Origin of the sequence: Paenibacillus yonginensis, from assembly GCF_001685395.1 — a bacterium.
GTDB classification, from domain to species: domain Bacteria; phylum Bacillota; class Bacilli; order Paenibacillales; family Paenibacillaceae; genus Fontibacillus; species Fontibacillus yonginensis.
Map to the genome: position 1 here is coordinate 4699627 of NZ_CP014167.1, position 24962 is coordinate 4724588.

The window sequence follows — 24962 nt, forward strand, 5'->3', positions numbered from 1 at the left end:
AATCGTCCTAGACAAAATAAAAAGACAATTCCACGTTGATCCGCAGGAACTGTCTAGATGAAAGGCCTAACACCGCTTTCACGCTTTTACCGCTACCAGTGTAAATGTCTTGGGAATGCCTTTGTCGAAGACGTCGGACGACAGGTTCGGAAGTTCTTCCAGGAGGCGGAGATACAGGCCGGCTGAAGCCACAGCGGTCACGATTTCGCCGAGATTCCAGTGGCGGAGCATCACTTTTTGCACCTCCGGCTGTTTGCTGTCGTCCGGCAGGAATTTAAAGAAGGAAATTTCAGTTTCCTTTAAAGAGGAATCAAAATAATCGCCGTCCACCTTATGTTTGCGGATGTTGGCTGTTGTCCCTCGGGAGGAGATCAGTTTGGTCGATACGGGATGGAAGTCCTGTAGCACCAGCTTGCCACCTTCGCCCAGCAGAACGCGTACGACTTCAAACAACGGAACCAGATCGGTGAAATAATGCAGGATGCCAAACTCCATAAAAACGATGTCATAGTCGCCGGTGAGCGTTTCTTCCGGAAGGTCAAGCACATCAGAGACAACGTATTGCAGGGGAACGCCTGCAGCTGCAGCGAGCTCTAAAGCGTAGTGTTTGTTCTCCTCCGAGAAATCGGCGACGGTAACGTCTGCGCCGAGCAGGGCAAGGGCTACGGCTTTATTGCCGCCTGAACCCATCAGGTTGATGATTTTTTTGCCGGAGACCTCGCCCATGTAATCCAGCACCTTGCCCAGCCGTTTCTCCGGCGCGCTGCGCAGCTTGGCTGCGGCCTCCTCCGGAGTGCCGAAACGCTGTGACCAGGCGGCGTAAGTACCGGTGTTCCAGGCTTTATGATTCTGCTGATATTGCTGCTCCTCCACGTAAATCCTCCTTAAAATGGACGTAAGCGCCAACCAATAACTGCTTGGCTGACGCTTACTGTTTGTATGGTTAACCGTACCTTCTGTACACGTAAAAAGGCACCTGGTTCCTTCCAAGGCTAAAACCTTCAATCTCAAACTTCTAAAACAACAAAAGCCCTACCTCTCTTCTGTCCTTGCGGCTCCGATGACCGCGCCAGTGTGAATCAGAAACTGCTTAAATTCATACTCTTAGGGTTCATCAAATAGGAATTTATATACCGGAAACGGTATTCAAGGAGGGTTGAAGCCAAATGAGGAATTCAAACTAACGTTAACATACTAAATATAAATTATACATTCTGGGATGAAATAAGTCAAGAGTTATATGTGTGTAAAAAATGTTTACTGCATAGGCCAAACCGGTTAATGGTAATAATAGGAGTAAATCGAAATTAGGGTCTGATGAACAAGGAGGCGAGCGGATATGAATGAACATTTTTGGTACATTGTAATTCTGGGCCTGGTTGGTGTGATCGGCATTGTAGGTGTAGGCTGGTTTATGGTGATGCTGGGCCGTGAAGAACGCGGGGCGCGCTAATGGGTAAGTCAGATCGAACCTTATAGCATCGGAAGGCTGTTGTTCTCTGAGGAGAGCGGCGGCCTTTTTATTTGGTCGATTTTCGGACGGGGAGGAGAGAAACTGGGATAAGCCGGATAAATGTGATCGGCTGTGAGCCTCGCCAGGTACGTTTGCGGGAAAGCAGAAGATCAAACGAATGGAAGGGGAAAGTTGATCACGGAAATAAAGGACTGCAGGTGTGGGGCGAAGAAATATTAAGATGCACAAGGGTTCGTGAATATGCGGGATACGGTGACAATTATGAAGTTCGGGGATAAGGCATTAAGAGCCATTTATGCGAAGTTCGGATAAATGGTGTTAGGTGAAACCAATGCAAGATCATAATTAAGGAGCAGAGCCTACAATGATTGAACCAACTATCGAATCAGTAAATGTTCTATTTCAGGAACATCAAATGAATGATGAAATTGTAAGTTTTCAAAGACTATCAGGAACAACTTCTGGATTAGTTTTAAGATTGGAATCAAAGCACGGAAGTAAATACATCCTGAAATTTGATAATCCAAATCAAATTGAATTAGTTAAGCAACTGATTGATACCTATAAGAACTCAGTATTATTACCGAAAGTCCTTTTATCAGCCAAAGACAGTTCATATTTTGTTTATACATTCCTCGATGGAACAACTCATTTTAATCGTGGTCCCAAGAGTAATTGGATGAAAATCTTAGTTGTGGATTTACTCAACAAATACGTAGAACATAATGAAATAAATACATGGGGAAGAATAGAATACCCACGAGAGACATGGAAAGAATTTAATGAAATAAGTATTGAAGAAACAAGGATGAATCTAGGGAATGTATTATCAATTGAAGACTATAATTACGTTAAATTAAAAGCAAGAAAACTATTTTATGATGATTCAAAGCAAGGAAATAAATATTTGCTACACGGGGATACAGGTGTTCATAACTTTGTCTATAATGATGAAACATTAATTGGAGTAATTGATCCATCACCAATGGTGGGACCAATTACTTACGATTTTCTATATGCGTTTTGTTCTTCTCCTGATGATATTAATTCTGAAACATTGTTTGCAGCATCGGATTTACTTGAACATGGCAATAAGGAAAGAACTAGATTGATTGAAGAAACTCTGATCCATCTATATTGTCGAATAGGGCTCAGTGTACGTCATCATCCGAATGATTTGACCGATTATTTACAAGCCTGGGGATATTGGAAACAATTATGTAAGCAAATCGAAGAGGGCATTGGCATCATCTAACACCATGTTCACGCATCGGGGCATGCGCCCCTCGGTCCGGCCGGAGTTAGAAGCGGAATCGGAGAGGCAATTTCAGTAGCAGGGAAGCGAATTCAGCCGGACACATCCTTCTACCTAACCGCATCGCGGCCGCCCCTCCGGGGCTTAAGGTGGAAGGACGTCGTGAACACAAGAACGTTATAGGAAATATCCGCAAACACAATAAAACCATCCTGGGGTGAAGCATGGAAGATTGTATCTACTGCAATATTACTCAAGAAAGTAATCATGAAATTCTATTAGAAAATGATTTGTGTATTTACTCATTAATGAAAGATCAGGAAATACAAGGGGCTGGGATAATTGTGCCTCGAAGCCACAAGGAAACAGTATTTGATTTGAGCCAGGAAGAGTGGAATGCGACTTATCTGTTACTTCATGAGGTCAAATTCTATATAGACAATAAATATAAACCAGATGGATATAATGTGGGTTGGAACTGTGGGTCAGTAGGAGGACAACATATATTTCATTCTCATTTACACGTCATACCAAGATATTCGGATGAACCTTATGCAGGCAAAGGAATCCGATATCTATTTAAGAGTGAAATAAATAAAAGGAATGGAAACAGTTAGACACTTTGTGGGCAATTCAAGAAGGCGGATACATCTTATAACAATGTGTTCACGCATCGGGCGTCCGCCCTCGATCTGCAGAAGTGGATCCGAAGAAGTAGATGCTGCAGACACATCCATTCCCCTAAGATAAGAGCTATCTAAGGGGAATGGACGTCGAGAACACAAGAACGTTAGACGAAATACTTGCTGTTTAAAACCATAATCAGTTTGTTAATCTGATTGAAATAAAGGCTCCGTAATTGAAAGCGGGGTCGATGGAGTAAGGATAAAGGGCATATTGTGAAGGCAATTTCGATGAGGTTGTATAAAGGCTGTATTATACATGTGAGTTCGAAGAAGCTGTATAAAGAGCCGTAACATACAAGCGAGTTCGATGAAGTTGTATTAAGTTGTATTAAGCAAGCAGATTCAATGAAGTTGTATAAGGAGCCGTATAATGCAGGCAGATTCGATGAAGCTGTATGAAGGGCGGTATCATGCAAGCAAAGTCAATGAAGCTGTATAAAAGAAGATAGTATTGAAAGTAAACCACGGAAGATGAATGTAGCTCCTCAGGAGGGCAAGTACATCGTCTAACACCGTATTCACGCGTCGGGGCTATCGCCCCTCGGTTGTCCAGATGTATAATCATGGAAGATGCTCAGACAACAAATGACCCAGCCTAAGATAAGAGCTATCTAAGGCTGGGTCATTTCGTGAATACAAGAACGTTATAAGAAATTGGCGCAAATCGGAGGAACAATAAATGAATACATACGCACATTTCGTATCAAAAAAGACAACTCAAGGAATTAAAATTTTTAGACATCATACTGAATTTCATTCATTTAACGGTCCTGGAAAAGCGATTGGTCTGATTGTAATGATGAATCCAGGGGATGCAAGACCAATTGATGAAATAGAATTTAATAAATTGCAGAATAGTGAGTATGAAATTCCAAAGCCAATCTTAACAAAACCAGACAATACAATGGCTAAAGTCATGAGAATGGTCCCACAAGCCTATGAATATAATAAGATTTCTCTTCCTAATAAATATACAATTCATGTTGAGAATATCTTCAATATTAGAGAAAAGAATAATAAGAAAGCAAAGTTGCTTGCAAGAGATTTAGTTCAAGTAAACGATCTAATGTTTAAACGAAGAGAATTGAATAATGACTACAATTTTGTTTTTTTCGCTTGGGGGAAGCTGAATGTTGGAATCGATCGTCAACAAGAATTACTGAATAGCTTTCCAAATGCAATTATTGTTAATACTTTGAATCACAAAGGAAATATTCTGAATGTAGAGTATCCTGTACACCCTCTATATATGAAAACTGAGTATTTCTTGGAAGCTACCAAAGGTAAAATAGATAGTCTCTTGGGTTGATCGAAGAAGGCGCCAACATCTTATAACATAGTATTCACGCTTCGGGCCTGACGGCCCTTGGATCGCCAGAAGATAAGAAGCAAGGAAGCGGATCAGGCGATCAACTCCTGCGAGGCTAAGTCTTCGACCCGGCGCTTTCGCGCCTTAAGCCTCTCGGGTTCGTGAATACGGGAACGTTAGGCGAAATTAATTCTTGCAAGGATGATGATAATGATGTTCTGGAAATCCCCAGAAGTAATAAATGAAGAGCAATTAAAATCGACAAAAGATATGGTAGATAAGTGGCTAATATTAATTGACAAGATTAGGGAGAATCTTCTTCAAAACTCTACTATTCTTGAAAACAATAAAGACTATGCAAATCAAAGACATATAATATTGTCAGAGTTAAGTATGGCCCAATTTTTTACTTTCAGTTCAATATCAACATTAATTTCGAATGCACATTATTCGGATGCATTCACGTTGTTAAGAGTATTATACGAAGGACATTTACATTTATGGAATTTGTGGAATTGTGATGACGAAGAGTTTCAAAAATACGTAGCCTTAGTGGTAATGCATGAATGGGGAGTAGCCAACGAAGTTCTATCTATAAAAGATACTATACTTAAAGAAGAATACTACAGTAACGAGAGGTTAAATACCTTAAAACAACGTTATGATGAGGCAAGACTGTTATTCAATTGCAGGGAAGGCAAGATCCCAAAGAACTATACAACCAAGACGATATTAAAGCTAGCTCAAGAAGTTGATGAATCAGAAGGTGGTAAACCTTTTAGGCAATTAATGCATAGCAGGTTATACTCGTCTGGGTCGGAATATGTGCATCGCAGTTTCTATGGATTGCGAGAAGGATATGCAGTAGTAGAACACAATGGAAAACATGTATTGTTGCCAAATCCGCGTAGAGGGATAGAGACTTGTTGGTGGGCGACCTCCATAGAATTAGATACAGTAATATGGCAATCAATTTTTTTGGGAGTAGAGGATGTTACTAAGATAATGAAAGAACTTAGAAATGAAGTAAGAGAGTTAGCTAAAGAATGGTTGTTATGAGGGAGGAATTAACTTCGCCTAACAATGTGTTCACGCATCGGCGGACAAGCCGCCTCGTTCCCGGAAGATAAGTCGTAGAAGCATATGCCGGGACACATCCATTCACCCAACCGCATCGCGGCCGGCTGAGATCGTGCTAGTCGCACGACTCTGGCAGCTTAGGGTGAATAGACGTCGTGAACACGGAAACGTTATAGGAAATTCCGGCAAACAAGATATAAACCATAAAACCCGAACAAACATTCTATCGAGAACTAGCTATGTGTGGTAGAATAAGGGAGTACAATTGAATCTTGGGTGGGCATGGTTTCCCTTCGAAAGGAGGTGAGGCCATGGAAGTTAAAGATGCAATTCAGATTATGTTCCTGTTTGGAATGTTTATCCTTGCACTTTTAACATACATCGGGAATAACAACAAGAGAAAGTAAAAACCCACCCATAGGTTGACCGCCGACGGTGGGTTTTATTACCTGTAGCTTAGAAGGGAATAAACCATCCAAGCCAATTGTATAGCCGAGTGTTAGCCGCACTCGGTTTTCTTATACAAATGATACCATATCTACAAGACGATGAAAACCCGTAATAAAAAAACTGAATGAAAGACCTGATTAAAGATTATAACCCTTTCAAAGGAGATTTTATAAGTATTTCGAAGAGGGCCGGAACATCCTATAACACAGTATTCACGCTGCGGGCCATACGGCCCTTGGTCTGCATGAGGATTTTCGAGGAAGTTAAATCAGCAGACAACCCTGCACTGGCTAAGTCCGTCGGACCCGGCAGCTTTCGCTGCCTTAAGCCAGCGAGGGTTCGTGAATACAAGAACGTTATCGGAAATTCGATTTTTCAACAAAACATAGCAATTTATGGAGGTTGATGAATTGCTTTGTAGAATAAAACATATTATGAAATACTTCATCAAGAAGAGAGAAGGTTCGTCGGAATGCAGACAGAACGTTTTAGTAAATTAAGAAAATCAGAACTCGCAAAAATATTTGAAAAAAAAGATATAGTAGAGATTTGGAGGAAAATTGTAAAAAATCAACTTCGAAGTATTGATCTTAAAGATCTTTTTGATCATTATGATTTCAATTACAATATTGATGAAAGAGCTACATCTATACGCAATGATATCTTAAGTGGAAACTATAAAGTATCTCAAGCACTTACCTATAGAATTGAAAAGAAGTTTGGTGTTTGCAGACATCTAGTTACTCCGCAACCTTCTGATGCATTAGTTTTTCAAGTGTTAGTTGAAAAACTATCAAAAGAAATATTAATTAATCAACCCTCCGAGAATGCCTTTTATTCAAGAGACAGACATAGTATCTCAAAACCACATACTACTGATGAGTATAAATTTAACTGGCGGCAGCAGTGGAAGAATTTACAAAAGAAAATTTATAATTTCACTGAGGACAAGGAATTCATCCTTGTCACAGATCTCTCAAATTACTACGACAGCATCGACATAAGGGAACTAAGAAAAGTATTTTCCAGTTACTCTAAGATAAATGAAGTAGTAATCGACCTTGTTTTTCGAATAATTGAAGATATCTCTTGGAAGCCAGATTATCTCCCTTATTCCTCAAGAGGATTACCTACCACCAATATTGAAGGTGTTAGGTTGCTTGCTCACTCTTTTTTATTTGAAATTGATGAAGTTATCAAACAGAAAACAAACAATAGCTTTGCACGTTGGATGGATGATATTACAATTGGTGTCGATTCACGTAAACAGGCTATAGAAATAATCAGCGCAGTATCTGACATGCTAAAAAGTAGAGGGCTAGCATTAAACCTTTCCAAGACAAATATTTATAATGAAAAAGAAGGGTATTATCATTTTCAAATTGAGGAAAATAGGTATCTTGATAGTATTGAAAAGGTTAAAAAAACCGACTCCAACTATAAAGAAATATGCAAAGAGCTTCATAAAAAATTTAAAGCTCATTTTAAAGACCAAGGAGCAAAATACTGGGATAAAGTCACTAAACGATATATAACTGCATACGGGCGGCTAGGATCCCCAAAATTACTAACAGAGTTAACCAAGCTATATGTTGAATATCCGAATTTAAGAGAGAATCTTCTAATATACTTGCAAAATTTAGGATATAACAAAGTTACTTCTTCGAAGGTTTTAGAGATAGTGGAATTAATTGATATTTTCGATGATATATCTTTGTATCAATTATGTTATTTGCTAACCCAATGGGAAATACCAACTAATGATGAGGCTCGGAAATTTTTAAGAGGATTTGAAGAGCATATTACTAAGTTTTCTTTTGAAAGAAAAATTCCTTCGGATTTTTATTGTTTGTTATGGTTTAAAACAAAATACAATCACCCAGAAGAATTGTTAAAATTTGTTGTTAAGTATAAGAATCTATGGCAAACGGATACCTTCTTACGTAGGCAAGTAACTGCAACCATATCTAGGTTACTAATAACCAATAGCAAAATTTCTGAAGAACTTTTATCAAGTCAGATTTCATCGGGTGTTCCCAATACAGTAACATTAGCGAGTCAGATAATGATGTTTAATGATTTAGAAAAGTTAGACAACAAACTCATATTTTATTTATTTCCAAAATCAACACAAAGGCCATATCCCCTCAGTAAGTTTCTTGTGTTGTGTTCGGTATTAAATTCGGAAAAAATTCGAAATGATAAAGTGGTTAAAGAAAAAATAAAAGCTCATATAAAGGATCCATATTATCTTGAGCGTTTTGCAGTAATCTGAGGCCTTGAGCCGTAAGGATTTTCGGACATAAAAAAGGGACTTCACCCCAACTTGGAGAAGTTTTCAAGTGACCAAACCCAAAAACCTCAAGGATGGAGGAAGTCACTTTGTATATTCTCCAAGAATGTCTGTTTTCCTTCGAAGAACTTTTAAAAATTCAACCCAAGGAGAGATTGCCGATCTTCTTCAGCTCTCTCGATCTGAGACCGTATGCCAAGGAACTGAGAAGCCGTTCACCCCGAGGCGCTGAGGGATACTGCAGACAAGGTATTCTACGAGCACTCTTGGCTGCGCCGCTTGAAGGAATAAGTACCTTTTCAGGGTTGCATAAGCGTTTGGATACGGATCTCCGGTTTCGTTATCAGTGTGGTCTTCCGCTGGATCGAGAAGCTCCTTCCATATCCACATTAAGCCGAGTTTTCTCAGAACTGACGAGAAAGGACTTGGCAAAACGGCTTTTTGAGGATTTGGTCACACGCTGTCAGCAGGAAGGTATCATAGAAGGCAGTAACGTCGCCATAGACAGCGCCGCTCTCCGCGCTTACGAGAAAAAGCAGCCCAAACGCAAAAGCGAGCAAACGGGTAATGCGAACTGGGGCGCAAAAATTGATTCCTTCGGCAATAAAATCACATGGTTTGGTTACAAAATTCATCTGGCGGTCGATACGAAAAGTGAATTGCCGATCGCCTTGGAAGTAACGCCGGCGCATGTCAATGATGGAGAAATGGCGCCGGGCCTGATCGAGAAAACAGCGTCCAGGACGAGCACACGATTTTTCATACTCGATGCGGGCTACGACCAAATGAAAGTTTATGAGGCCGCCCGCAACGTCAAGGCACAAGCCATCATTCCCCTTAATCTTCGGGGGGAGAAGGAACCGCCTGCTGGCATGACCTCGAACGGAACACCGTGCTGTTCCATGGGTTATGCGATGACATACTGGGGAGTTGACGGCGATATGCATAAATTTCGCTGCCCGCATGCCACGGGTAAAGTCGACTGTCCGCTTGGCATGGCTGCCTGCTCGTCTTCAAACTATGGAATGGTCGTCAAAGTAAATGCGAAGGATGATCTCCGGCGATACAGCATCCCTCATCGGGATACAAAGCGTTGGAAGGAACTTTACAATGAACGAACCAGCGTAGAACGCTGCAACTCCCGATTGAAAACCTATTTGACGGCAGACGCCGCACATGTCCGGGGCATTCAGAAAGTCACAACTCACCAGTATTTGAATGCCATTGTTCTGCTTGCATCTGCGCTCGCCGTTTCTCATCATTCAAAACGGGCTGCCGCTTAAAAAACGAGCTGTTCTAAAATTCTGCAAGTCTGCCCTTTTCTTCATCCATATAATACCATTTTCGAAAATTACCCCTTAACGACAGTGAATATGCTATCGCTTCTTCTCTGAAACGGAATTATGCAAAACACTCATCTTAAATGGTTAGATACTCAATTTAATGTTAATTAACTTCTTTTGCAACTCAATGATGAATCGAACTTCCGATAACAATGTATTCACGTTTCGGGGCCCTACGGCCCCTCGGTCCGGCGGGAGTAAGATGTAGATTCGAAGATGCAATTGGCAGTGGCGAAGAAGCGGAATCAGCCGGACACACCCGCACCACCTAACCGCATCGCGGCCGCCACTTCGTGGCTTAAGGTGGTGGGGCGTCATGAATACAACAACGTTATAGGAAATTCCGGCAAACTGTATAAATGCGAACGAACATTCTGTTAATGAATGGGTATATACGGTAGAATGGGGAAGTACAATTGAATCTTGGGTTGGCATGGTTTCCCTTCGAAAGGAGGTGAAGCCATGGAGGTTAAAGATGCGTTGACAATAATGTTCCTTTTCGGAACGTTTATCCTTGCCCTCTTAACATACATTAATTCCAACAACAAGAGAAAGTAAAAACCCACCCCAAGGTTGACGGCCGAAGGTGGGTTTTGTTCCTTAAATGACTTAGAGGGGAATAAACCATCCAAGCCAATTGTATAGCCGAGTGTTGACGCACTCGGTTTTCTTATAACGATCATAACATATACGGAATTGACTGAAAACCAAGAAAATGAAGTGTATAAAAAAACTGTATAAAACCTGTATAAAACCTGTATAAAAAAAGGGATTACTTGTACTGTCTTTTTATTAACAAATCTAAACTAACTGAGAACGATAGTTGAATGTTGTGAGAGAACATACTTGCAGGTATTCGCATCTTATAACACAGTACTAACGCATCAGGGCGTATGCCCCTCGGTCAGCAGAAGTTATTGACAAAGAAGCAGATGCTGCTGACAACCCTGCGAGCCTAAGTCTAACGACCCGCTGCGCTATTGCTCCAACTTAAGGCTCTCGGGTTCATGAATATAGGAACGTTATATGAAATTCCATCAAGTGCTAATAAAAAACCTAACGAACGGATCATTGACGATGTGGCTGTCATAGGACCAATTAATGAAGAAGATGCAACGGGAAATGATCAATTCAAAAAGATCAAAGATTCTTCACTGTAGCTAATCTACTTCGCATAACATAATATTTAGGGAGATCATCTATGAAGGGTAAGATCCTCTTATTAATTTTTATTACGATAGTAATTTCATCTTGTCAAAATATGAGTCAATCGACTGCCTTGAACAGCAAAACTAAATCAAATATTGAATTCTGAACAGCCTCCTGATGTGGCGAGTAGCGTTGGGAACTATGATTTGACTGGAGAATTTTACGATCAAATGCTTACTAATTGAATCTCAGAAAGACTGGTTACAGTATCACTTAAAGGAAACCAAATTTGTAGAGAAGGCATTTATTAATAAGGGTGACCTTGGATCACAAGGATCGATAAGCTTAGCGAAGGTTATAAGGGAGAGGATTAGGGAAAGAACCATGCAATTATTTGAATATCGATATTTGCTAGATGGTGAAGTTGAGTTTTTATACCAAAGTAAAAAATAGTTGGATTCTTGATGAAAGGTTTTTAGTCATTTCGTAGAATATATATGTGTTAATTAAGGAAGCTTACCCGTGCAAGTCAATCGGATCATGACAAACATCCATACAGATTAAATTGAAAAAGCAAAGTGGTTTTACCCTGATTTATTGGGACTTCATATTGGCAAACAATCTGGCGGACGCCCCAGCCGTTCTTTGGATGACAAGGAAACGAACATGATGTTGCGAAAATGATAGGCCTCTCTATCGTTACGGGATTATTTATTTCGGCATAGTCAGTAATAAAATGATCATTTCTCACTCGTATGGAATATTAGGGTACAATGGGGAAGGTTATTGAATTTTCCGCTTGTATAAATCGGAGGGAATTGTTATGGCAGAAATAACAACGAATACTGATCATTTTGAGAACATCATTTTTTTTAATAATTTTTTAGTATTTGGCCTTTTAGCGATTCTAATTATAGTCATTGTATGGTTGTTTATAAAAAGATCTGTGGAAAAAAGCGAAAACAGGGATTAAACATACTGCTTTGGTACATAGGAAACAGGATTGGAGGGGGATTAAGGAATGTCTGGATTTATAATAAAACCTCTTGATGAAGGTACATGGGATGATTTTGCCCGGCTGGTAGAGAAGAATAATGGGGTGTGGGGCGGCTGTTGGTGTATGGCGTTCCATGAGGAGGGAGTCGGACGCAATAAATCTGCTTCTCAAAATCGTGCTGAGAAAGAATGCCGGGTCCGGGAAGGACGAGCTCATGCTACTTTGGTTTACGATGGACCGGACGTGGTGGGCTGGTGTCAGTTTGGGACTTCCGACGAGCTTCCGAGAATTAAACATAAGCGGGAGTATCTTAAAGGTCTTACCGAAGCACCGTGTTGGAGAATTACCTGTCTCTTTGTAGATCGAAATTATAGAGGACGCGGCGTAGCTTCAGCTGCCCTGGAGGGTGCTTTGAACGAAATAGCCAGGCTCGGAGGCGGGACGGTTGAAAGCTATCCGGAGGACGCCGAAGGCCGAACGGTTTCAGGGTCTTTTCTATACAACGGAACAACAACGTTATTCGAACGTCAAGGATTCCATCGGACGCGGCGTCTCGGGAAAAATCATTGGGTCATGAGCAAAATGATAGATTATAGCCTTTTTACGAATGATAATTGAAGGCAGGAAAGGGATTGGGGTGCCGGTAATAATCACTAAAGCCGACCCTTTTAGCCTTGCGATTGGAGCTGATCATCTGCTAATGTACATCGTTCTATCCATTGGATTTCTATTCTCATTAGCCGCAAACTTCAGGCACAAGGAAGAAGAATATTTGAATAGCATTCTACTAACAATTATGGCGTATAGTTTCTTATTTATGATCGTAAGGCTGAATAATACATTAATGCCTCACTACAGTAAAACTCCAATAACCGTTCTGGCGTTGATTTCCCTAATTACTTTATTGATCTATCAATTTAGGCAATCGGATTTGAACAGATAATCTTAACCCTCCAGGAGATGATCATGAAACGGCTTCTTTTCATATTGTTCATGCTGGTAACTATGCTGTGCGCAGGGTGTTCTGACTTGAAAGTTGGACACGGCTTGAAATCTATTGCCCTTGACTGTGTAGAAAGTCCGAGTCTGAGCAATAGGGATTGCAAGAACCAGTTTTATGATGACGATCAGACATTGAAGAAATTTAAAGCCGCGATCGAGAAGGCGAACAGGATTCCAGGTGCGTTGGATTATCAATCCGAATATACAATGACCCTTGCTTATAAAAATGGCAATCAAAGCGTTTTTTATTTCTCGCTGACCTCTAATCGGGATTATAACGGATTAATAGTGGAGCAATCCAATTCGGAGAACGGTTATTCGATCCCTAAAGATAAGGCCAATGAATTAAGGGACATTGTTTATAGATAAAATGAACAACGCCTACTCCCTGCCTCACGCCTTTTTCTTCCTATGAAAAAATACAGCCATTTAAAATGAAGCTTTCTGCCGCTCACCAGCCGGCAGGTATGGCTTCTCTTTTTTTATGTCCGAGCAAAACCGGTTCTCTTCCCCGCTTATCCGGCGTTTGTCTCTCAACCCAACACCATGAAATATAAAAAATATGCAAGTACCTTAGTAGTTTTGTCCACTCCATCTATAAGAGTTATCAATATACTAACTTAGAAAATACTTGGAGGTGAATTACTAATGAGTACTTTTTTGGATTCTAGAAGCTCAATGAACTCCAATACCGTTGGAGCGCCAGGAGTGGCATTGACCCCTACGCCTGCTTTATTCGGCATTATCGGTCTTCAAACGCAGGGTGTAGCCAATCCGCTTGTTACGCTGTCAGGCTCTGTTGGGATCAGCGGGGACTTCGGAGACACGTATACCGTTCAAATCGTTCGGGGAGCAAGCTTTTCGCCGGCGAATGTTATTTTTACGGCTTCAGGAGTAGTAACAGCCATGGCAACTACACAGGTTGTTTCTTTCGCAGCACAGGATCTTCTTGCTCCTGCTGCACTGGAAACGGTGTATACCGCATTTGTTTCTGGCGTTACTACGGCCATCCGCAATGGTCCGGAAGTATTTATGGGTACTGCTACTGCACTGTAAGGCAGTTCACTAAACAAAGGGGCAGGAAGCCATTCCTGCCTCTTTTTATAGTGTGCCACGCATGGCGATTAACTAGGTGGTGAAAGTCCACTGTGGGGGTTTGTAGTTACCAACCACTAGCCAAGAGCAAGGGTGTCCACCGCGAGGTGGAATCCAAAGGAAGCTGGAGGCAAAAGCACGAGCCAAGGTACACGAACTGGATTTGAGGCAGGAGCAGTCGGATGAGTTGCCCATACACAACGAAATCCAAAGCCGCCAAGGGCTAATCCTGTAGACTCCAGTGGTTGCGGGCGGAAAGATGACGTTCTTATCTGGGGAGGCCTGCCGGATAGGCAAGAAAAAAAAAAACTTGTAACCGTAGCCGAGAGGCTACGCTGAACCGGCAGGAGTCAGCAGAGGCCATAGTACGTAAGCTGTTGCAACAGCCTACGGAAGGGCTGAACCGAAAGGAGAGAGGAAACCGATGCGTTCGTACGAAGAGCAACGACAGCAGAATATCTCGCCAGAGAGCTTGCGGCAAAGAGAAGCGGTGAAGCCGCCAGGGTATGCCGGAGCGCCGAGTTCTTTGTCGGCACAAGTCGCCCCTTCCTCTCGCGAAGCAAAGAACAACTTGCTGGAGCGAATGCTCGAAGGAGATAACCTTCGGCTCGCCTATAAACGAGTGGTAGAGAACGGAGGAGCGCCCGGTGTGGACCAAGTAACGGTAGCGAATCTACAAGCTTACTTGAAAACACACTGGGAATCGGCGAAAGCTAAACTTCTAGCAGGTACCTACAGACCTGCGCCAGTCAAACGGGTGGAAATCCCCAAACCCGGAGGCGATGTACGGCTGTTAGGCATCCCGACCGTGATGGACCGCTTTCTCCAGCAAGCCCTTTTACAAGTCATGAACCCGATCTTTGACACGCAATTCTCGTGGTATAGCTATGGCTTTCGACCGGGAAAGAGTGCCCACGACGCCGTGAAACAAGCCCAAAGATATATCCAAAGCGGCCTGAGATGGGTCGTGGATCTCGATCTGGAGAAATTCTTTGACCGGGTAAACCACGACATACTGATGGCAAGAGTGGCGCGGAAAGTGGAGGACAAAAGAGTGCTGACACTGATCCGTGCCTACCTGAACGCTGGAGTGATGGTAGATGGAAAGCTGGAGCGCAGCCGAGAAGGAACGCCGCAGGGTGGGCCCCTGAGTCCGCTTTTAGCGAACATATTGCTGGATGACTTGGACAAGGAGCTAATGGAACGAGGACTGCGATTTGTCCGCTATGCGGACGACTGCAACATCTTCGTCGCCAGCAAACGTGCGGGCGAACGCGTCATGGAGTCGGTAACACGCTTTGTAGAAGGAAAGCTGAAACTGAAAGTGAATCGAGAGAAAAGTGCGGTAGACCGCCCGTGGAACCGAAAGTTCCTCGGCTTTAGTTTCCTGAGGGACAAGAAAGCGACAATTTGTTTAGCCCCACAAACCATCTCGCGATTCAAGGAGAAGGTACGGGAGCTGACGAGCCGAACGCGGTCGATGTCCATGGAAAACAGGATTATGCAATTAAACCGCTACCTCATCGGCTGGATTGGATATTTCCGAATCGCATCGGCGAAGAGCCACTGTGAAAGATTCGACCAATGGATTCGCAGGAGATTACGCATGTGCCTCTGGAAACAGTGGAAACGGGTGGGAACCCGAATCCGCGAACTGCGAAATCTAGGCGTTCCAGAGTGGGCTTGCTTTGCGATGGGCAACTCTAGACGAGGTGCATGGGAAATGTCCCGAAACACAAACAACGCCCTTCCGACTTCCTACTGGGAAGCGAAAGGGCTGAAAAGTTTGCTTTCTCGTTATTTGGAGCTTTGTTAACCTTTTGGAACCGCCGTATGCGGACCCGCATGTACGGTGGTGTGAGAGGACGGGGGTTAGTCACCCCCTCCTACTCGATCAGATGAACGGAGGCGGGATTCAATGAGGAAGCTTAAATTGCTGTTGATTACGCGGGACTTCAGCCGGCATATGGAACGGAGCTTCCATTACTTTTATCAGGAGCTGCTGCCTTATGCAGATATTGCGCTTCATTTCGAGGACGGCGACATTTCAGTCATTCTCAAACAGCTGCCCTTTACGCCTGACTTTATCCTTCTTAACGATTATCGAAATACCCACTGCCCGAGAATAGAAGGCCTTTCTCGTCTGTCCATCCCCTGGGGCATTATCATGCATGACCTCCACTTTGATGTTAAAGGGCGCAAAGCCTTCATCCAGCAGAATCAAGTGCCTGTCATCTTCACGATGTACCGCAGCGCTTTTATTGACAGGTATCCTGAACTCGTTTCAAAAATGAGATGGCTGCCGCATTTCGCTCATGCTCCCATTTTTCATGATTACAATCAAGCAAAAAGCATTGACCTGCTGCTCATGGGATTCGTAGAACAAAAATATTATCCGCTGCGCTATCAGATGCTCAATCATTTCCAAGGCCGTCCGGGGTTTGTTTATCACGAGCACCCTGGTTATCTGCAATTCCCCTGCGGCACGGATGCCTGGATCGGCGAGAACTATGCCAAAGAAATCAACAGGAGCCGGATTTTCCTTTCATGTGACTCGATTCTTCATTATCCGCTGCGCAAATATTTTGAGGTGCTTGCCTGCAATACGCTGCTGCTCGCGCCCTGCAATGAAGACCTCTTGGCCTTGGGCTTTGAACCGGGAAAACATTTTGTTTCCATAACGGAAGAAGATTTCAGGGAGCAAGCCGATTTCTACAGTGCCCGGCGGAACCAGGCGGCGGTGCTGAAGATAGCGCGGCAAGGTTACGAATTTGTCCATAAACGGCATACTTCCGCTATTCGTGCGGCGGAGTTTATACAAATGGTGCGCTCGATGATCCGCACCGGAGCATAAATATCCTGTAGTCTTTCAGCCATACGATAAAGGACCGTTTTCCTCTCTCTTGAGCAGATCGTCCATACCTTTTCTTGTATTCTTTCATAAATTATATAGAAGTTTAGCACCGGCTATGCAAACTACATGTGGCCTCAACAAGAGGATCGAACATCGCCGCATCGGTTTCCTAGACAAATTTACAGGTGGGGATCTGCGTTTGAACTATCTATCAGACTCCGCGAATGATAGATCTGCACCCAAGGAGGAGGAAGTATGTTTCGTAACAAAACTATCCTGATTACAGGAGGAACGGGGTCGTGGGGGCGAAAGCTGGCGGAAGCCCTATTAGAAGAGCATCCCAAAGAGCTCAGAATCCTGTCCCGCAACGAATATGCGCAGGTTCTGATGAAGAGGGAACTTCATCAGGATCCTCGTCTGCGGTTCGTTATCGGAGACATACGAGATTATGAGGCCGTTGAAGAGGCGTGTCATAAAGTTGATTATCTGTTCCATTTAGCGGCGCTCAAGCATGTCGATATTTGTGAGGAACAGCCGAGCGAAGCGCTTAAGACAAATGTGCTTGGAACTGAAAATATCATTCGTGCGAGTATTAAGCAGCGGGTCAAGAAGGTCATTAATGTCTCTACGGACAAAGCCGTCGATCCTATGAACACATATGGTTTAACCAAGGCTCTTGGGGAGAAGTTAATGATCCGTGCTAATCTGCTTACTGACCGTACCCGGTTTGTTTGTGTGCGGGGAGGCAATGTGCTGGGAACGAGCGGCAGTGTTGTGCCGTTATTTTTGGATCAGATTCGTAAGGGCAAAGAAGTAACGATTACCCACCATGAAATGACCCGTTTCTTTCTTACCATTACAGAAGCGATCCGGCTGTTAGTGATTGTGGCCAAAGAATCAGTAGGTGGGGAGACCTTTGTCATGAAGATGAAGGCTTGCCGGATTGTCGATCTTGCCAAGGTTTTAATGAAGCTTTCGGGAGGCAAGTCATTGCCTTTCCAAGAGATCGGCATGCGCCCCGGAGAAAGACTGGATGAGCTGCTTATTTCCAAAAACGAAGTGCCTTATACCCGCCAGTTCTCCGAACAATATTATATGATTCTTCCTTCTTCCAGCGTATATGGCAAATATGAACGGTATGCCCATTTAAACAAGGTAGCTTTTGAAGAGTATCACTCCAACACGGAATTAATGGATGAAGAAGCGATCGCAGAGTTATTAAGAGAGGGGGGATATAAGTGGGAAATCGTCTAAAAAAAGTTGCCGTTGTCGGGCTTGGTTATGTTGGGCTGCCGCTGGCGCTTGCATTCAGTAAACAAGGATATAAAGTGACCGGCATTGATTTGGATGAGAGGAAACTTCAGCTCCTGAAAGAAGGAAGAAGCTACATTCAGGATATACCAGATCAACAAGTGAAAGAGTCCGCCCAAAGACGGCAGTTTTCTGCAACGAGGGAAATGCACCGTTTAAGAGAAGCCGATGTTATTATCATTTGCGTTCCGACGCCGTTAAACGGGGATGATGAGCCGGACCTGACTTATTTGATGCAGGCGGCAGCCAGCATCCGTGATCATCTTCGCCGCGGACAGATCATCGTGCTTGAGAGCTCTACCTACCCCGGAACGACTAGAGAAGTTTTGAAACCCCTGCTGGAGCAAAGCGGTTTAAGCGTAGGAACAGATGTATTTCTGGGATATTCGCCAGAGCGTGTTGATCCGGGCAACCGGCACTATCCGCTTGAAGTCATTCCCAAGGTAGTCAGCGGAATAACGGATAAGTGCGCCAGAGCAGTTGAGGACGTATATAAGACAGTCTTTCAAACGGTGGTAAGGATTTCATCCACGGATGCCGCCGAAATGACTAAGCTGCTGGAGAATACGTATCGTTTCGTCAATATCTCCTTTATTAATGAAATCGCTCAGCTCTGCAACAGCATGGGCATAGATGTCTGGGAGGTTATTGAAGCGGCCCGCTCCAAGCCGTTTGGCTTCTCGGCTTTCTTTCCAAGTCCCGGGGCGGGCGGACATTGTATTCCCGTCGATCCGCTGTACCTGCAATGGAGAGCTAAGCAATTCGGAGCAACGAGTTCCTTTATTGCCGCTTCAAGAGAAATCAACCATAGAATGCCCCGATATATCGTGGAACGGATCAAGGAAGCTTTATCCCGAGAGTCCTTATCGGGTGTGAAGATTCTGGTAGTAGGAGTCGCATTCAAGCCGAATATTGATGATACCCGGGAATCCAGTGCCATTCAATTGATTGAATGCCTTCAACAGGACGGAGCGGCAGTGTCTTATTATGATCCTTATGTGCATGAGGTAAGGGTGCAAGGGAAGCTGCTGACCAGTGTCCATATTTCCGGGAATCCAGTCAGTCAGTCCGAATATGACTGTGCGATTATTGCCGTGAACCATGAGGGTCTCCCGCTCCAGCAGCTTATAGATCAAATACCGCTTGTCTATGATACCCGGAATGCTTTGAAAGGCATGCAAGGGACAGCAAAAGTTATACGGCTTGGCGGGGGAACCCCGGATTCGGAGGGGAATGCCGGGATTCCGCTTCGTGATTAACTGTTCTAATCAAAGAGAACAAGAGAAAGAAAGCCACCGGCCTGACAGCCGGTGGCTTATGACTATAAAGGACGAGTAACTCGACGTGTATAATAAGCTGATCAGAGTGAATATTTAACTGAACCAAAGGGGGGGCCATGCTTCCATCCTGCGGATATTCCTTTCAAAACTTCTCTTTTAACAGGAGGTTTCGTCCCTTCCCAAAATCAATGCCGATTTTGCCGGTCAGATCCCGGACCATCTGCGCCAGAACGACGGCATTAACCCCGCAGGATATAAGGGCAATGTCAAAAGAGTCGGGATAGGCCATTAACCATTTTTGAATCCTTGCCATATCTTTATAATGCGAGAAGGGCAGGGCATTAACAATGTGAAGTCCATAAGGCTTGCTCTCCAGCACCTTGCGGAATTCGCTGGCTTTGGAGGTAATGATAAGCACTCTATGTTTGCGGAGCATATCCCAGAATCCGGGATAAATGGCCAGCTTGCGGTTAAGGCTTGCATGGCAGATGCTGCGAGGACGAATGTTGAAGTAGGTGAACACCTGATCCGTCAATTCTCTTTTTAAATATTCACGGACTCCGATCGTTTGGTCGCCTGGGGGGAGAATGCCGACGATATCGGCTTTTTTCAGCACAGCTACCATTTCATCCCTCAAGGCGATATTAGGCAGAGTTACACCTTTCTTCCCCATATTGGCTTTTTTTGCCCATTCCTCTTGAAGCACCTGTTCTATCGTCCAAACGGAATTTTGAGCCAAAATCAGATTTTCCCCGTCCCCGATTCTCACGAAGGATAAAGGTTGTTTATGATCAAGTGCCGTCCGAATCCTTTCGAGCATATCGTTAAAATGGAGCATACCAGGGATCATTCCTCCTAAACGGTAGTGTTTTGAATATATCCTATGGCTGCCCGGACCAGAGCGATTGGACGGACACAAGCAAGAAGTCGAGAAGGAGGACTGTCATTGATAACAGTCAGTTTGTGTATGATTGTCAAAGATGAAGCAAAGGTGCTCAGCCGCTGCCTTGATTCTGTACGCGACTTGGTGGATGAGATTATCATTGTTGATACCGGTTCCTCAGACCGTACAAAAGAGATTGCGGCCGGTTATACGGACCGTGTACTGGATTGGGAATGGACGGATGATTTTGCGGCTGCCCGCAACTATTCGTTTGAGCAGGCAACGAGGGATTATATCATGTGGCTTGACGCCGATGACGTGCTCTACGAGAAAGACCGCGCCAAGTTCGCGGAATTAAAGCAGTCGTTGTCCTGGGAACCGGATGCTATTATTTTTAATTACGATCTGGCGTTTGACCCGAATGGCAATGCGATTGCCAGCTCACGCCGGTACCGTTTGGTCAAACGGAGCCAAGGTTACCGCTGGTTTAACCCGGTGCATGAATATTTGAATGTGAAGGGCGGTAAAGTGCTGGACACGGACATCGCTGTATCCCATCACCGCGAAGGCGACCATTCGGCAAGAAACATGGCGATTTTTCAAAAATGGATCGAAAAGAGCGGCAAGCTGGAAGGCCGTACTTTGTTTTTTTATGCAAATGAGCTGCTCGATCAGAAGCGGTATCCGGAGGCTGCGGCTTGTTACGAGACGTATTTCGGGGAGCCGATCGGTTACCGGGAGGACCGGATTGCCGCGTGCGCGAAGCTTGCCGAATGCTACCACCATCTTGGACAGAAGGATAAGCAGCTGGATATGCTGCTTAAATCGTTCCAATATGACGTTCCACACGCCGATATTTCCTGCGCGATAGCCGGGTGTTTCGAGGCAAAGGAGGAGTGGGGGCTTGCGGTCTACTGGTATAACCGGGCGCTGGAGTCCCGGCTGCCGGAAGGCTATATGGGGGTAGTGAACGCAGCCTATCAGACATGGGTGCCCCATGTTCAGCTTTGTTTCTGTTATGCACGGCTTGGTCTCCTGCAGCAGGCGTTAGAGCATAACAATCACGCCCTTTCGTATCTGCCGGGCGAAGCCAATCTGCTGGAGAACAAGAAGCGGCTGGAGCAGGCCCTCGGCTTTACAGCGTCTACGAACCTTTCCGAAGGCACAAATACTGAAACCCCCGACAAGGAATAAATGAAAACAGAAAGACGCCCCGCTAAATACGCGAGGGCGTCTTTCCATTAAATCGGGTTGTGGCGGTCAGTCCAGCTATAACAACGATTTAAAAAAGGCCTCCCACTCTCTCTTGCAGACATCCCAAGACCACTGATGAACAACCGTGTTTCTCACATTCCGCCCCAGCTTCTCGCATTCGCTAGGATAGCTCATTAATTTCATGACCTCTTTCCTGATCGCATTTGCCGTCCGGGGGATGATGATTCCGTTCACTTTGTTGCGGATCAGCTCGGGCACAATTCCGACTTGGGTCGAAATAATAGGCACTCCGCAGGAGGCAGCCTCCAATACGGGAAAGGGAATGCTTTCCGTCCGGCTGGAACAAATCAGGCAGTCGAGCCGTTGGTAATATCCGATCATTTGTTCACGCGGAACATATTGTTCCTTATAGGTTCGGATATCAAGTTCGACCTTCAAGCCTTGTAATGCGGACCGAACCAGATCATATCCCTTCAACTCGCGGCGGGAAGGGAGATCAATTCTTCCTACCCAGCCTACTCTAAAAGAGTTGTTCTTCCTGCTGGCGGCCGGTTTGAAAAGAGCTGTATCAATGCCTACCCTTGTCCTGCGAACAGGCAGGTAGGGCTTGAACAAACGGATGATTTCTTCTGAATAAGTGTTCACACCACGCATGCTGCGGATAAAACGCAAAAGCTCCCCCGGGAATCTGCCGCTGGCAAGATAGGACTCATAGGGGACCAGTGAGCTTATGCCGGTTGCCATTTTCTCCAAGGGGATTCCGGCTTGATGCAGTCTCTGGGCAATCGAAACCGCCATCGGGTAGATGAGGTCATATTTAGCTGTATGGGCAGCCGTCACATTCGAATAATAGTCGATTTCAAATTGAATTCCATTTAAGCGGAGAGCGGATAAGTCTTTGGCAATATGATCAAATGCCCAACCGGGATAATCGGCGACCAACAGGATTTTCATGTTATCGCGTCCTTCCTTATCTATGGATCTACGTTCCTAATAATTTATGAAAACTACCATGAACTTGAATGGGTAAAGAGAAAAATATTCATCCCGAGCAAGTAGAAAGGCCGTTCCTTCCTGCATGACCCTACATATTCTGTAGGGAATGGTTTTCTGGAAAATGCTTCGAAGGAGGATTAGTAGTGCATATTCTTGTAACCGGCTGTGCCGGATTTATCGGGTTTCATGTTTCCAAGCGACTGCTAGAGGACGGCCACGTCGTCGCCGGGTTTGATAATTTGAATGATTATTATGAGGTTTCACTTAAGAGAGATAGATTGAAGCAGCTGGATCACCCCAATTTCCTATTCGTACAAGGAAGCCTGGAGGATCAGGGGGCCCTGAAGCGGTTATTCGAACAGTTTCGTCCCCAAACCGTTGTTCATTTTGCAGCTCAGGCAGGAGTGCGGCACAGCCTGGATCACCCTCATACTTACATTCAGTCCAATGTCGTAGGGTTCCTGAACGTGCTGGAGAACTGCCGTCATCTGGGCATTCGCCATCTCATCTACGCCTCTACAAGTTCCGTGTACGGTCTCAATAAGACTATGCCGTTCTCGACGGAACAGCCGGTTGATCATCCCATCAGCCTGTATGCCGCGACCAAAAAATCCAACGAACTTATGGCGCATGCTTACAGCCATCTGTTTGGACTGCCCACAACGGGGCTGCGTTTCTTTACGGTTTATGGCCCTTGGGGAAGACCGGATATGGCTTTATTTCGCTTCACCCAAGCTATATTGGAGGGCAAACCGATTCAATTGTTCAATTACGGCAGAATGAAAAGGGATTTTACTTATATAGACGACATTGTGGAAAGCATTGTCCGGCTCATTCCGCTTCCGCCTAAACCGGACTCCAATTGGAGCGGCGAGCTTCCGATTCCCGGAGCCAGCTCAGCTCCCTACAAAATTTACAATATCGGCAACCATAACCCGGTTCCTCTGATGGATTTCATCATGGCTTTAGAAGAGAAACTCGGCTTAACCGCTTCAATAGAACTGCTGCCGCTCCAACCCGGCGATGTAACCGAGACCTATGCAGACGTGACGGACTTGTTTAAAGTGACGGGTTTTAAACCGCGGACCTCCATTCGGGAAGGGATTGGCCGGTTCGTGGATTGGTATACCGATTATTACGGCAAAGACGGGGGGCCGAAGAAATGAGGATTTTGTACGTTGCCCCCAGCTCCCGCGAAGGTGGATTGCAGACCACTCTGCGGAACCGGATCCGTGCTCTTAGGGCTCAAGGAGTCCAGTCCGAAGTTGTTTTTCTGGAGAAAAGTGAAGGGGAGTATATTTTTAAAGATATCGTTCATTATTATTTGCGGAGCCCAGGTGAGTTTCAGAAAAAGATAATAACCGGAAATTACGATGTGATCTCCTTTATTTATACGCTTCATTTTCTTCCATGCGTTCCGAGAACTTATAAAGGTAAGGTTCTCTACGAAGTTAGAGGATGGAACCGGGAAATTGCCGCTACCTTGCAATCCATCAGCCGCCATAGAAGGGTTCATGCTGTCATGTGTATTGCCAAATATTTAAAGCCGCTGGTCATGGCTCATGTACCGCCTTATGTTCAGGTTCTTGTAGATGGAAACGCCGTTGATCCTATGTTTCATATGATTGCTCCCGGGGAACGGAAATGGAAGGACTGCCCCAGCCCGGCAGGAGGGCGTAAAGTTGTTGCGTTTGCAGCCAGAATGGAAAGAAGCAAGAACTGGTTTGAATTTGCGCGGATTTGCGGCCAGCTAAACAAGATAGACAAAATAGAGCCTTGGTTCATCTGCAATCCTACCAATAGAGAGGAACTGGCGAAGGTTCAGCAGGAGTGTATGAGGAATGGTTTGAAGGATATCAGCCGTTTTATGTACAACATCCCGAATCATTATATGCCGGAGGTTTTCTCGGAAGTCAGACGCTCCGGCGGCATTATCCTCTCGCCTTCTCTCCGCGAAGGGCTCGGCAATCATATTCTTGAGCCCATGGCTGTCGGCGTGCCCATCGTTAGCTCAGACGTCCCCGGGAAAAATGAAATCATTACGCATAGGGTAAACGGCTTGTTGTATAAACCCGGCAACATTGCGCTGGCTGTACAATATGCAGCTGGGGCCATGGGGGATGAGAAGCAGCGGGCTGCTTTGATCGCCAATGGATTAACTACGATCAGGGAGGAGTACAGCCCTTCCGTATACGCGAAACGATATTTGGGGTTATTGGCCCGAATCTAGCCGATCAAGCTATCCCCTAAGGTCATCGCACTTGCATGTTCACCGAAAGCACCCTAAAGG

At 44.6% G+C, this 24962-nt stretch carries 22 protein-coding genes; 19 read left to right on the top strand and 3 right to left on the bottom strand.

All coding sequences use genetic code 11. The features are described 5' to 3' along the window. Positions 1-78: 78 nt before the first annotated feature. Positions 79-873, bottom strand: coding sequence for a class I SAM-dependent methyltransferase (locus AWM70_RS21235; RefSeq protein ID WP_068699799.1), 795 nt, complete (start codon positions 871-873; stop codon positions 79-81). Between the two features lie 965 nt (positions 874-1838). On the opposite strand from AWM70_RS21235, the gene AWM70_RS21240 reads away from it, so the two are divergent. The 16 genes from AWM70_RS21240 (at position 1839) to AWM70_RS21305 (ending at position 19557) form a co-directional block, all read left to right on the top strand. Continuing rightward, on the top strand, positions 1839-2729 hold the full coding sequence (locus tag AWM70_RS21240) for a phosphotransferase (RefSeq protein WP_068699801.1): 891 nt from the start codon (positions 1839-1841) through the stop codon (positions 2727-2729). A gap of 224 nt (positions 2730-2953) precedes the next feature. Further along, a complete protein-coding gene (locus AWM70_RS21245) occupies positions 2954-3346 on the top strand; it encodes an HIT family protein (protein ID WP_068699803.1) in 393 nt (130 codons plus the stop codon). A 748-nt stretch (positions 3347-4094) separates the two neighbouring features. Then, positions 4095-4724 (top strand): hypothetical protein, encoded by a 630-nt coding sequence (locus AWM70_RS21250; protein ID WP_068699805.1) that lies wholly within the window; start codon positions 4095-4097, stop codon positions 4722-4724. Between the two features lie 210 nt (positions 4725-4934). Beyond that, positions 4935-5783, top strand: a complete 849-nt coding sequence (locus AWM70_RS21255; RefSeq protein ID WP_068699807.1) for a DUF5677 domain-containing protein — start codon at positions 4935-4937, stop codon at positions 5781-5783. A 332-nt stretch (positions 5784-6115) separates the two neighbouring features. Continuing rightward, positions 6116-6211, top strand: coding sequence for a competence inhibitor ComI (gene comI / locus AWM70_RS23015; protein ID WP_071784179.1), 96 nt, complete (start codon positions 6116-6118; stop codon positions 6209-6211). A gap of 515 nt (positions 6212-6726) precedes the next feature. Beyond that, on the top strand, positions 6727-8529 hold the full coding sequence (locus AWM70_RS21260; protein WP_068699809.1) for an RNA-directed DNA polymerase: 1803 nt from the start codon (positions 6727-6729) through the stop codon (positions 8527-8529). A 107-nt stretch (positions 8530-8636) separates the two neighbouring features. Further along, positions 8637-9830 (top strand): transposase, encoded by a 1194-nt coding sequence (locus AWM70_RS21265; RefSeq protein ID WP_016311143.1) that lies wholly within the window; start codon positions 8637-8639, stop codon positions 9828-9830. 522 nt (positions 9831-10352) lie between these two features. Continuing rightward, entirely contained in the window at positions 10353-10448 is a 96-nt protein-coding gene (comI, locus tag AWM70_RS23995) for a competence inhibitor ComI (protein WP_229752580.1), read from the top strand. 449 nt (positions 10449-10897) lie between these two features. Further along, positions 10898-11050: a hypothetical protein gene (locus tag AWM70_RS23590; RefSeq protein ID WP_169823485.1), complete on the top strand. Its 153-nt coding sequence runs from the start codon at positions 10898-10900 to the stop codon at positions 11048-11050. Positions 11051-12060: 1010 nt separating this feature from the next. After that, the gene (locus tag AWM70_RS21270; protein WP_068699810.1) at positions 12061-12654 is read left to right on the top strand and encodes a GNAT family N-acetyltransferase; all 594 of its coding nucleotides are present in this window, start codon (positions 12061-12063) and stop codon (positions 12652-12654) included. A 387-nt stretch (positions 12655-13041) separates the two neighbouring features. After that, positions 13042-13407, top strand: coding sequence for a YhfM domain-containing protein (locus AWM70_RS24405; RefSeq protein WP_472461979.1), 366 nt, complete (start codon positions 13042-13044; stop codon positions 13405-13407). A 279-nt stretch (positions 13408-13686) separates the two neighbouring features. Next, positions 13687-14094: a hypothetical protein gene (locus AWM70_RS21285; RefSeq protein WP_068699816.1), complete on the top strand. Its 408-nt coding sequence runs from the start codon at positions 13687-13689 to the stop codon at positions 14092-14094. Between the two features lie 463 nt (positions 14095-14557). Beyond that, entirely contained in the window at positions 14558-15949 is a 1392-nt protein-coding gene (ltrA, locus tag AWM70_RS21290) for a group II intron reverse transcriptase/maturase (protein ID WP_068693337.1), read from the top strand. A gap of 102 nt (positions 15950-16051) precedes the next feature. Further along, positions 16052-16987, top strand: coding sequence for a glycosyltransferase family protein (locus tag AWM70_RS21295; protein ID WP_068699818.1), 936 nt, complete (start codon positions 16052-16054; stop codon positions 16985-16987). A gap of 255 nt (positions 16988-17242) precedes the next feature. Further along, the gene (locus tag AWM70_RS21300; RefSeq protein WP_068699820.1) at positions 17243-18241 is read left to right on the top strand and encodes an SDR family NAD(P)-dependent oxidoreductase; all 999 of its coding nucleotides are present in this window, start codon (positions 17243-17245) and stop codon (positions 18239-18241) included. Next, the gene (locus AWM70_RS21305) at positions 18226-19557 is read left to right on the top strand and encodes a nucleotide sugar dehydrogenase (protein WP_068699822.1); all 1332 of its coding nucleotides are present in this window, start codon (positions 18226-18228) and stop codon (positions 19555-19557) included. Before AWM70_RS21300 ends, AWM70_RS21305 begins: the two co-directional genes overlap by 16 nt. Positions 19558-19720: 163 nt before the next feature. Here AWM70_RS21305 and AWM70_RS21310 read toward each other — a convergent pair whose 3' ends face one another. After that, on the bottom strand, positions 19721-20416 hold the full coding sequence (locus AWM70_RS21310) for a GT-D fold domain-containing glycosyltransferase (RefSeq protein WP_237167777.1): 696 nt from the start codon (positions 20414-20416) through the stop codon (positions 19721-19723). Between the two features lie 108 nt (positions 20417-20524). On the opposite strand from AWM70_RS21310, the gene AWM70_RS21315 reads away from it, so the two are divergent. Further along, complete coding sequence (locus tag AWM70_RS21315; protein WP_237167778.1) at positions 20525-21655, top strand: glycosyltransferase family 2 protein; 1131 nt, start codon at positions 20525-20527, stop codon at positions 21653-21655. A gap of 75 nt (positions 21656-21730) precedes the next feature. On the opposite strand, the gene AWM70_RS21320 is transcribed toward AWM70_RS21315, so the two are convergent. Beyond that, positions 21731-22630, bottom strand: coding sequence for a glycosyltransferase family 4 protein (locus AWM70_RS21320; RefSeq protein WP_068699829.1), 900 nt, complete (start codon positions 22628-22630; stop codon positions 21731-21733). A 185-nt stretch (positions 22631-22815) separates the two neighbouring features. Here AWM70_RS21320 and AWM70_RS21325 point away from each other — a divergent pair, with 185 nt between their 5' ends. Together AWM70_RS21325 and AWM70_RS21330 are read left to right on the top strand one after the other, a co-directional pair. Beyond that, the gene (locus tag AWM70_RS21325) at positions 22816-23838 is read left to right on the top strand and encodes an NAD-dependent epimerase (protein ID WP_068699830.1); all 1023 of its coding nucleotides are present in this window, start codon (positions 22816-22818) and stop codon (positions 23836-23838) included. Beyond that, positions 23835-24902: a glycosyltransferase family 4 protein gene (locus AWM70_RS21330; protein WP_068699832.1), complete on the top strand. Its 1068-nt coding sequence runs from the start codon at positions 23835-23837 to the stop codon at positions 24900-24902. The genes AWM70_RS21325 and AWM70_RS21330 overlap by 4 nt, the downstream gene beginning before the upstream one ends. The last annotated feature ends 60 nt before the right edge of the window (positions 24903-24962 follow it).

What these genes read in the sequence shown, in the direction of transcription:
- AWM70_RS21300 (WP_068699820.1), top strand. Translation starts at nt 17,243, where the DNA reads ATGTTTCGTAACAAAACTATCCTGATTACAGGAGGAACGGGGTCGTGG.
- AWM70_RS21320 (WP_068699829.1), bottom strand. Translation starts at nt 22,630, where the DNA reads ATGAAAATCCTGTTGGTCGCCGATTATCCCGGTTGGGCATTTGATCAT.
- AWM70_RS21250 (WP_068699805.1), top strand. Translation starts at nt 4,095, where the DNA reads ATGAATACATACGCACATTTCGTATCAAAAAAGACAACTCAAGGAATT.
- comI (WP_071784179.1), top strand. Translation starts at nt 6,116, where the DNA reads ATGGAAGTTAAAGATGCAATTCAGATTATGTTCCTGTTTGGAATGTTT.
- ltrA (WP_068693337.1), top strand. Translation starts at nt 14,558, where the DNA reads ATGCGTTCGTACGAAGAGCAACGACAGCAGAATATCTCGCCAGAGAGC.
- AWM70_RS21330 (WP_068699832.1), top strand. Translation starts at nt 23,835, where the DNA reads ATGAGGATTTTGTACGTTGCCCCCAGCTCCCGCGAAGGTGGATTGCAG.
- AWM70_RS21270 (WP_068699810.1), top strand. Translation starts at nt 12,061, where the DNA reads ATGTCTGGATTTATAATAAAACCTCTTGATGAAGGTACATGGGATGAT.
- AWM70_RS23590 (WP_169823485.1), top strand. Translation starts at nt 10,898, where the DNA reads ATGAATATAGGAACGTTATATGAAATTCCATCAAGTGCTAATAAAAAA.
- AWM70_RS21255 (WP_068699807.1), top strand. Translation starts at nt 4,935, where the DNA reads ATGATGTTCTGGAAATCCCCAGAAGTAATAAATGAAGAGCAATTAAAA.
- comI (WP_229752580.1), top strand. Translation starts at nt 10,353, where the DNA reads ATGGAGGTTAAAGATGCGTTGACAATAATGTTCCTTTTCGGAACGTTT.
- AWM70_RS21295 (WP_068699818.1), top strand. Translation starts at nt 16,052, where the DNA reads ATGAGGAAGCTTAAATTGCTGTTGATTACGCGGGACTTCAGCCGGCAT.
- AWM70_RS21310 (WP_237167777.1), bottom strand. Translation starts at nt 20,416, where the DNA reads ATGCTCCATTTTAACGATATGCTCGAAAGGATTCGGACGGCACTTGAT.
- AWM70_RS21260 (WP_068699809.1), top strand. Translation starts at nt 6,727, where the DNA reads ATGCAGACAGAACGTTTTAGTAAATTAAGAAAATCAGAACTCGCAAAA.
- AWM70_RS21245 (WP_068699803.1), top strand. Translation starts at nt 2,954, where the DNA reads ATGGAAGATTGTATCTACTGCAATATTACTCAAGAAAGTAATCATGAA.
- AWM70_RS21240 (WP_068699801.1), top strand. Translation starts at nt 1,839, where the DNA reads ATGATTGAACCAACTATCGAATCAGTAAATGTTCTATTTCAGGAACAT.
- AWM70_RS24405 (WP_472461979.1), top strand. Translation starts at nt 13,042, where the DNA reads ATGCTGTGCGCAGGGTGTTCTGACTTGAAAGTTGGACACGGCTTGAAA.
- AWM70_RS21285 (WP_068699816.1), top strand. Translation starts at nt 13,687, where the DNA reads ATGAGTACTTTTTTGGATTCTAGAAGCTCAATGAACTCCAATACCGTT.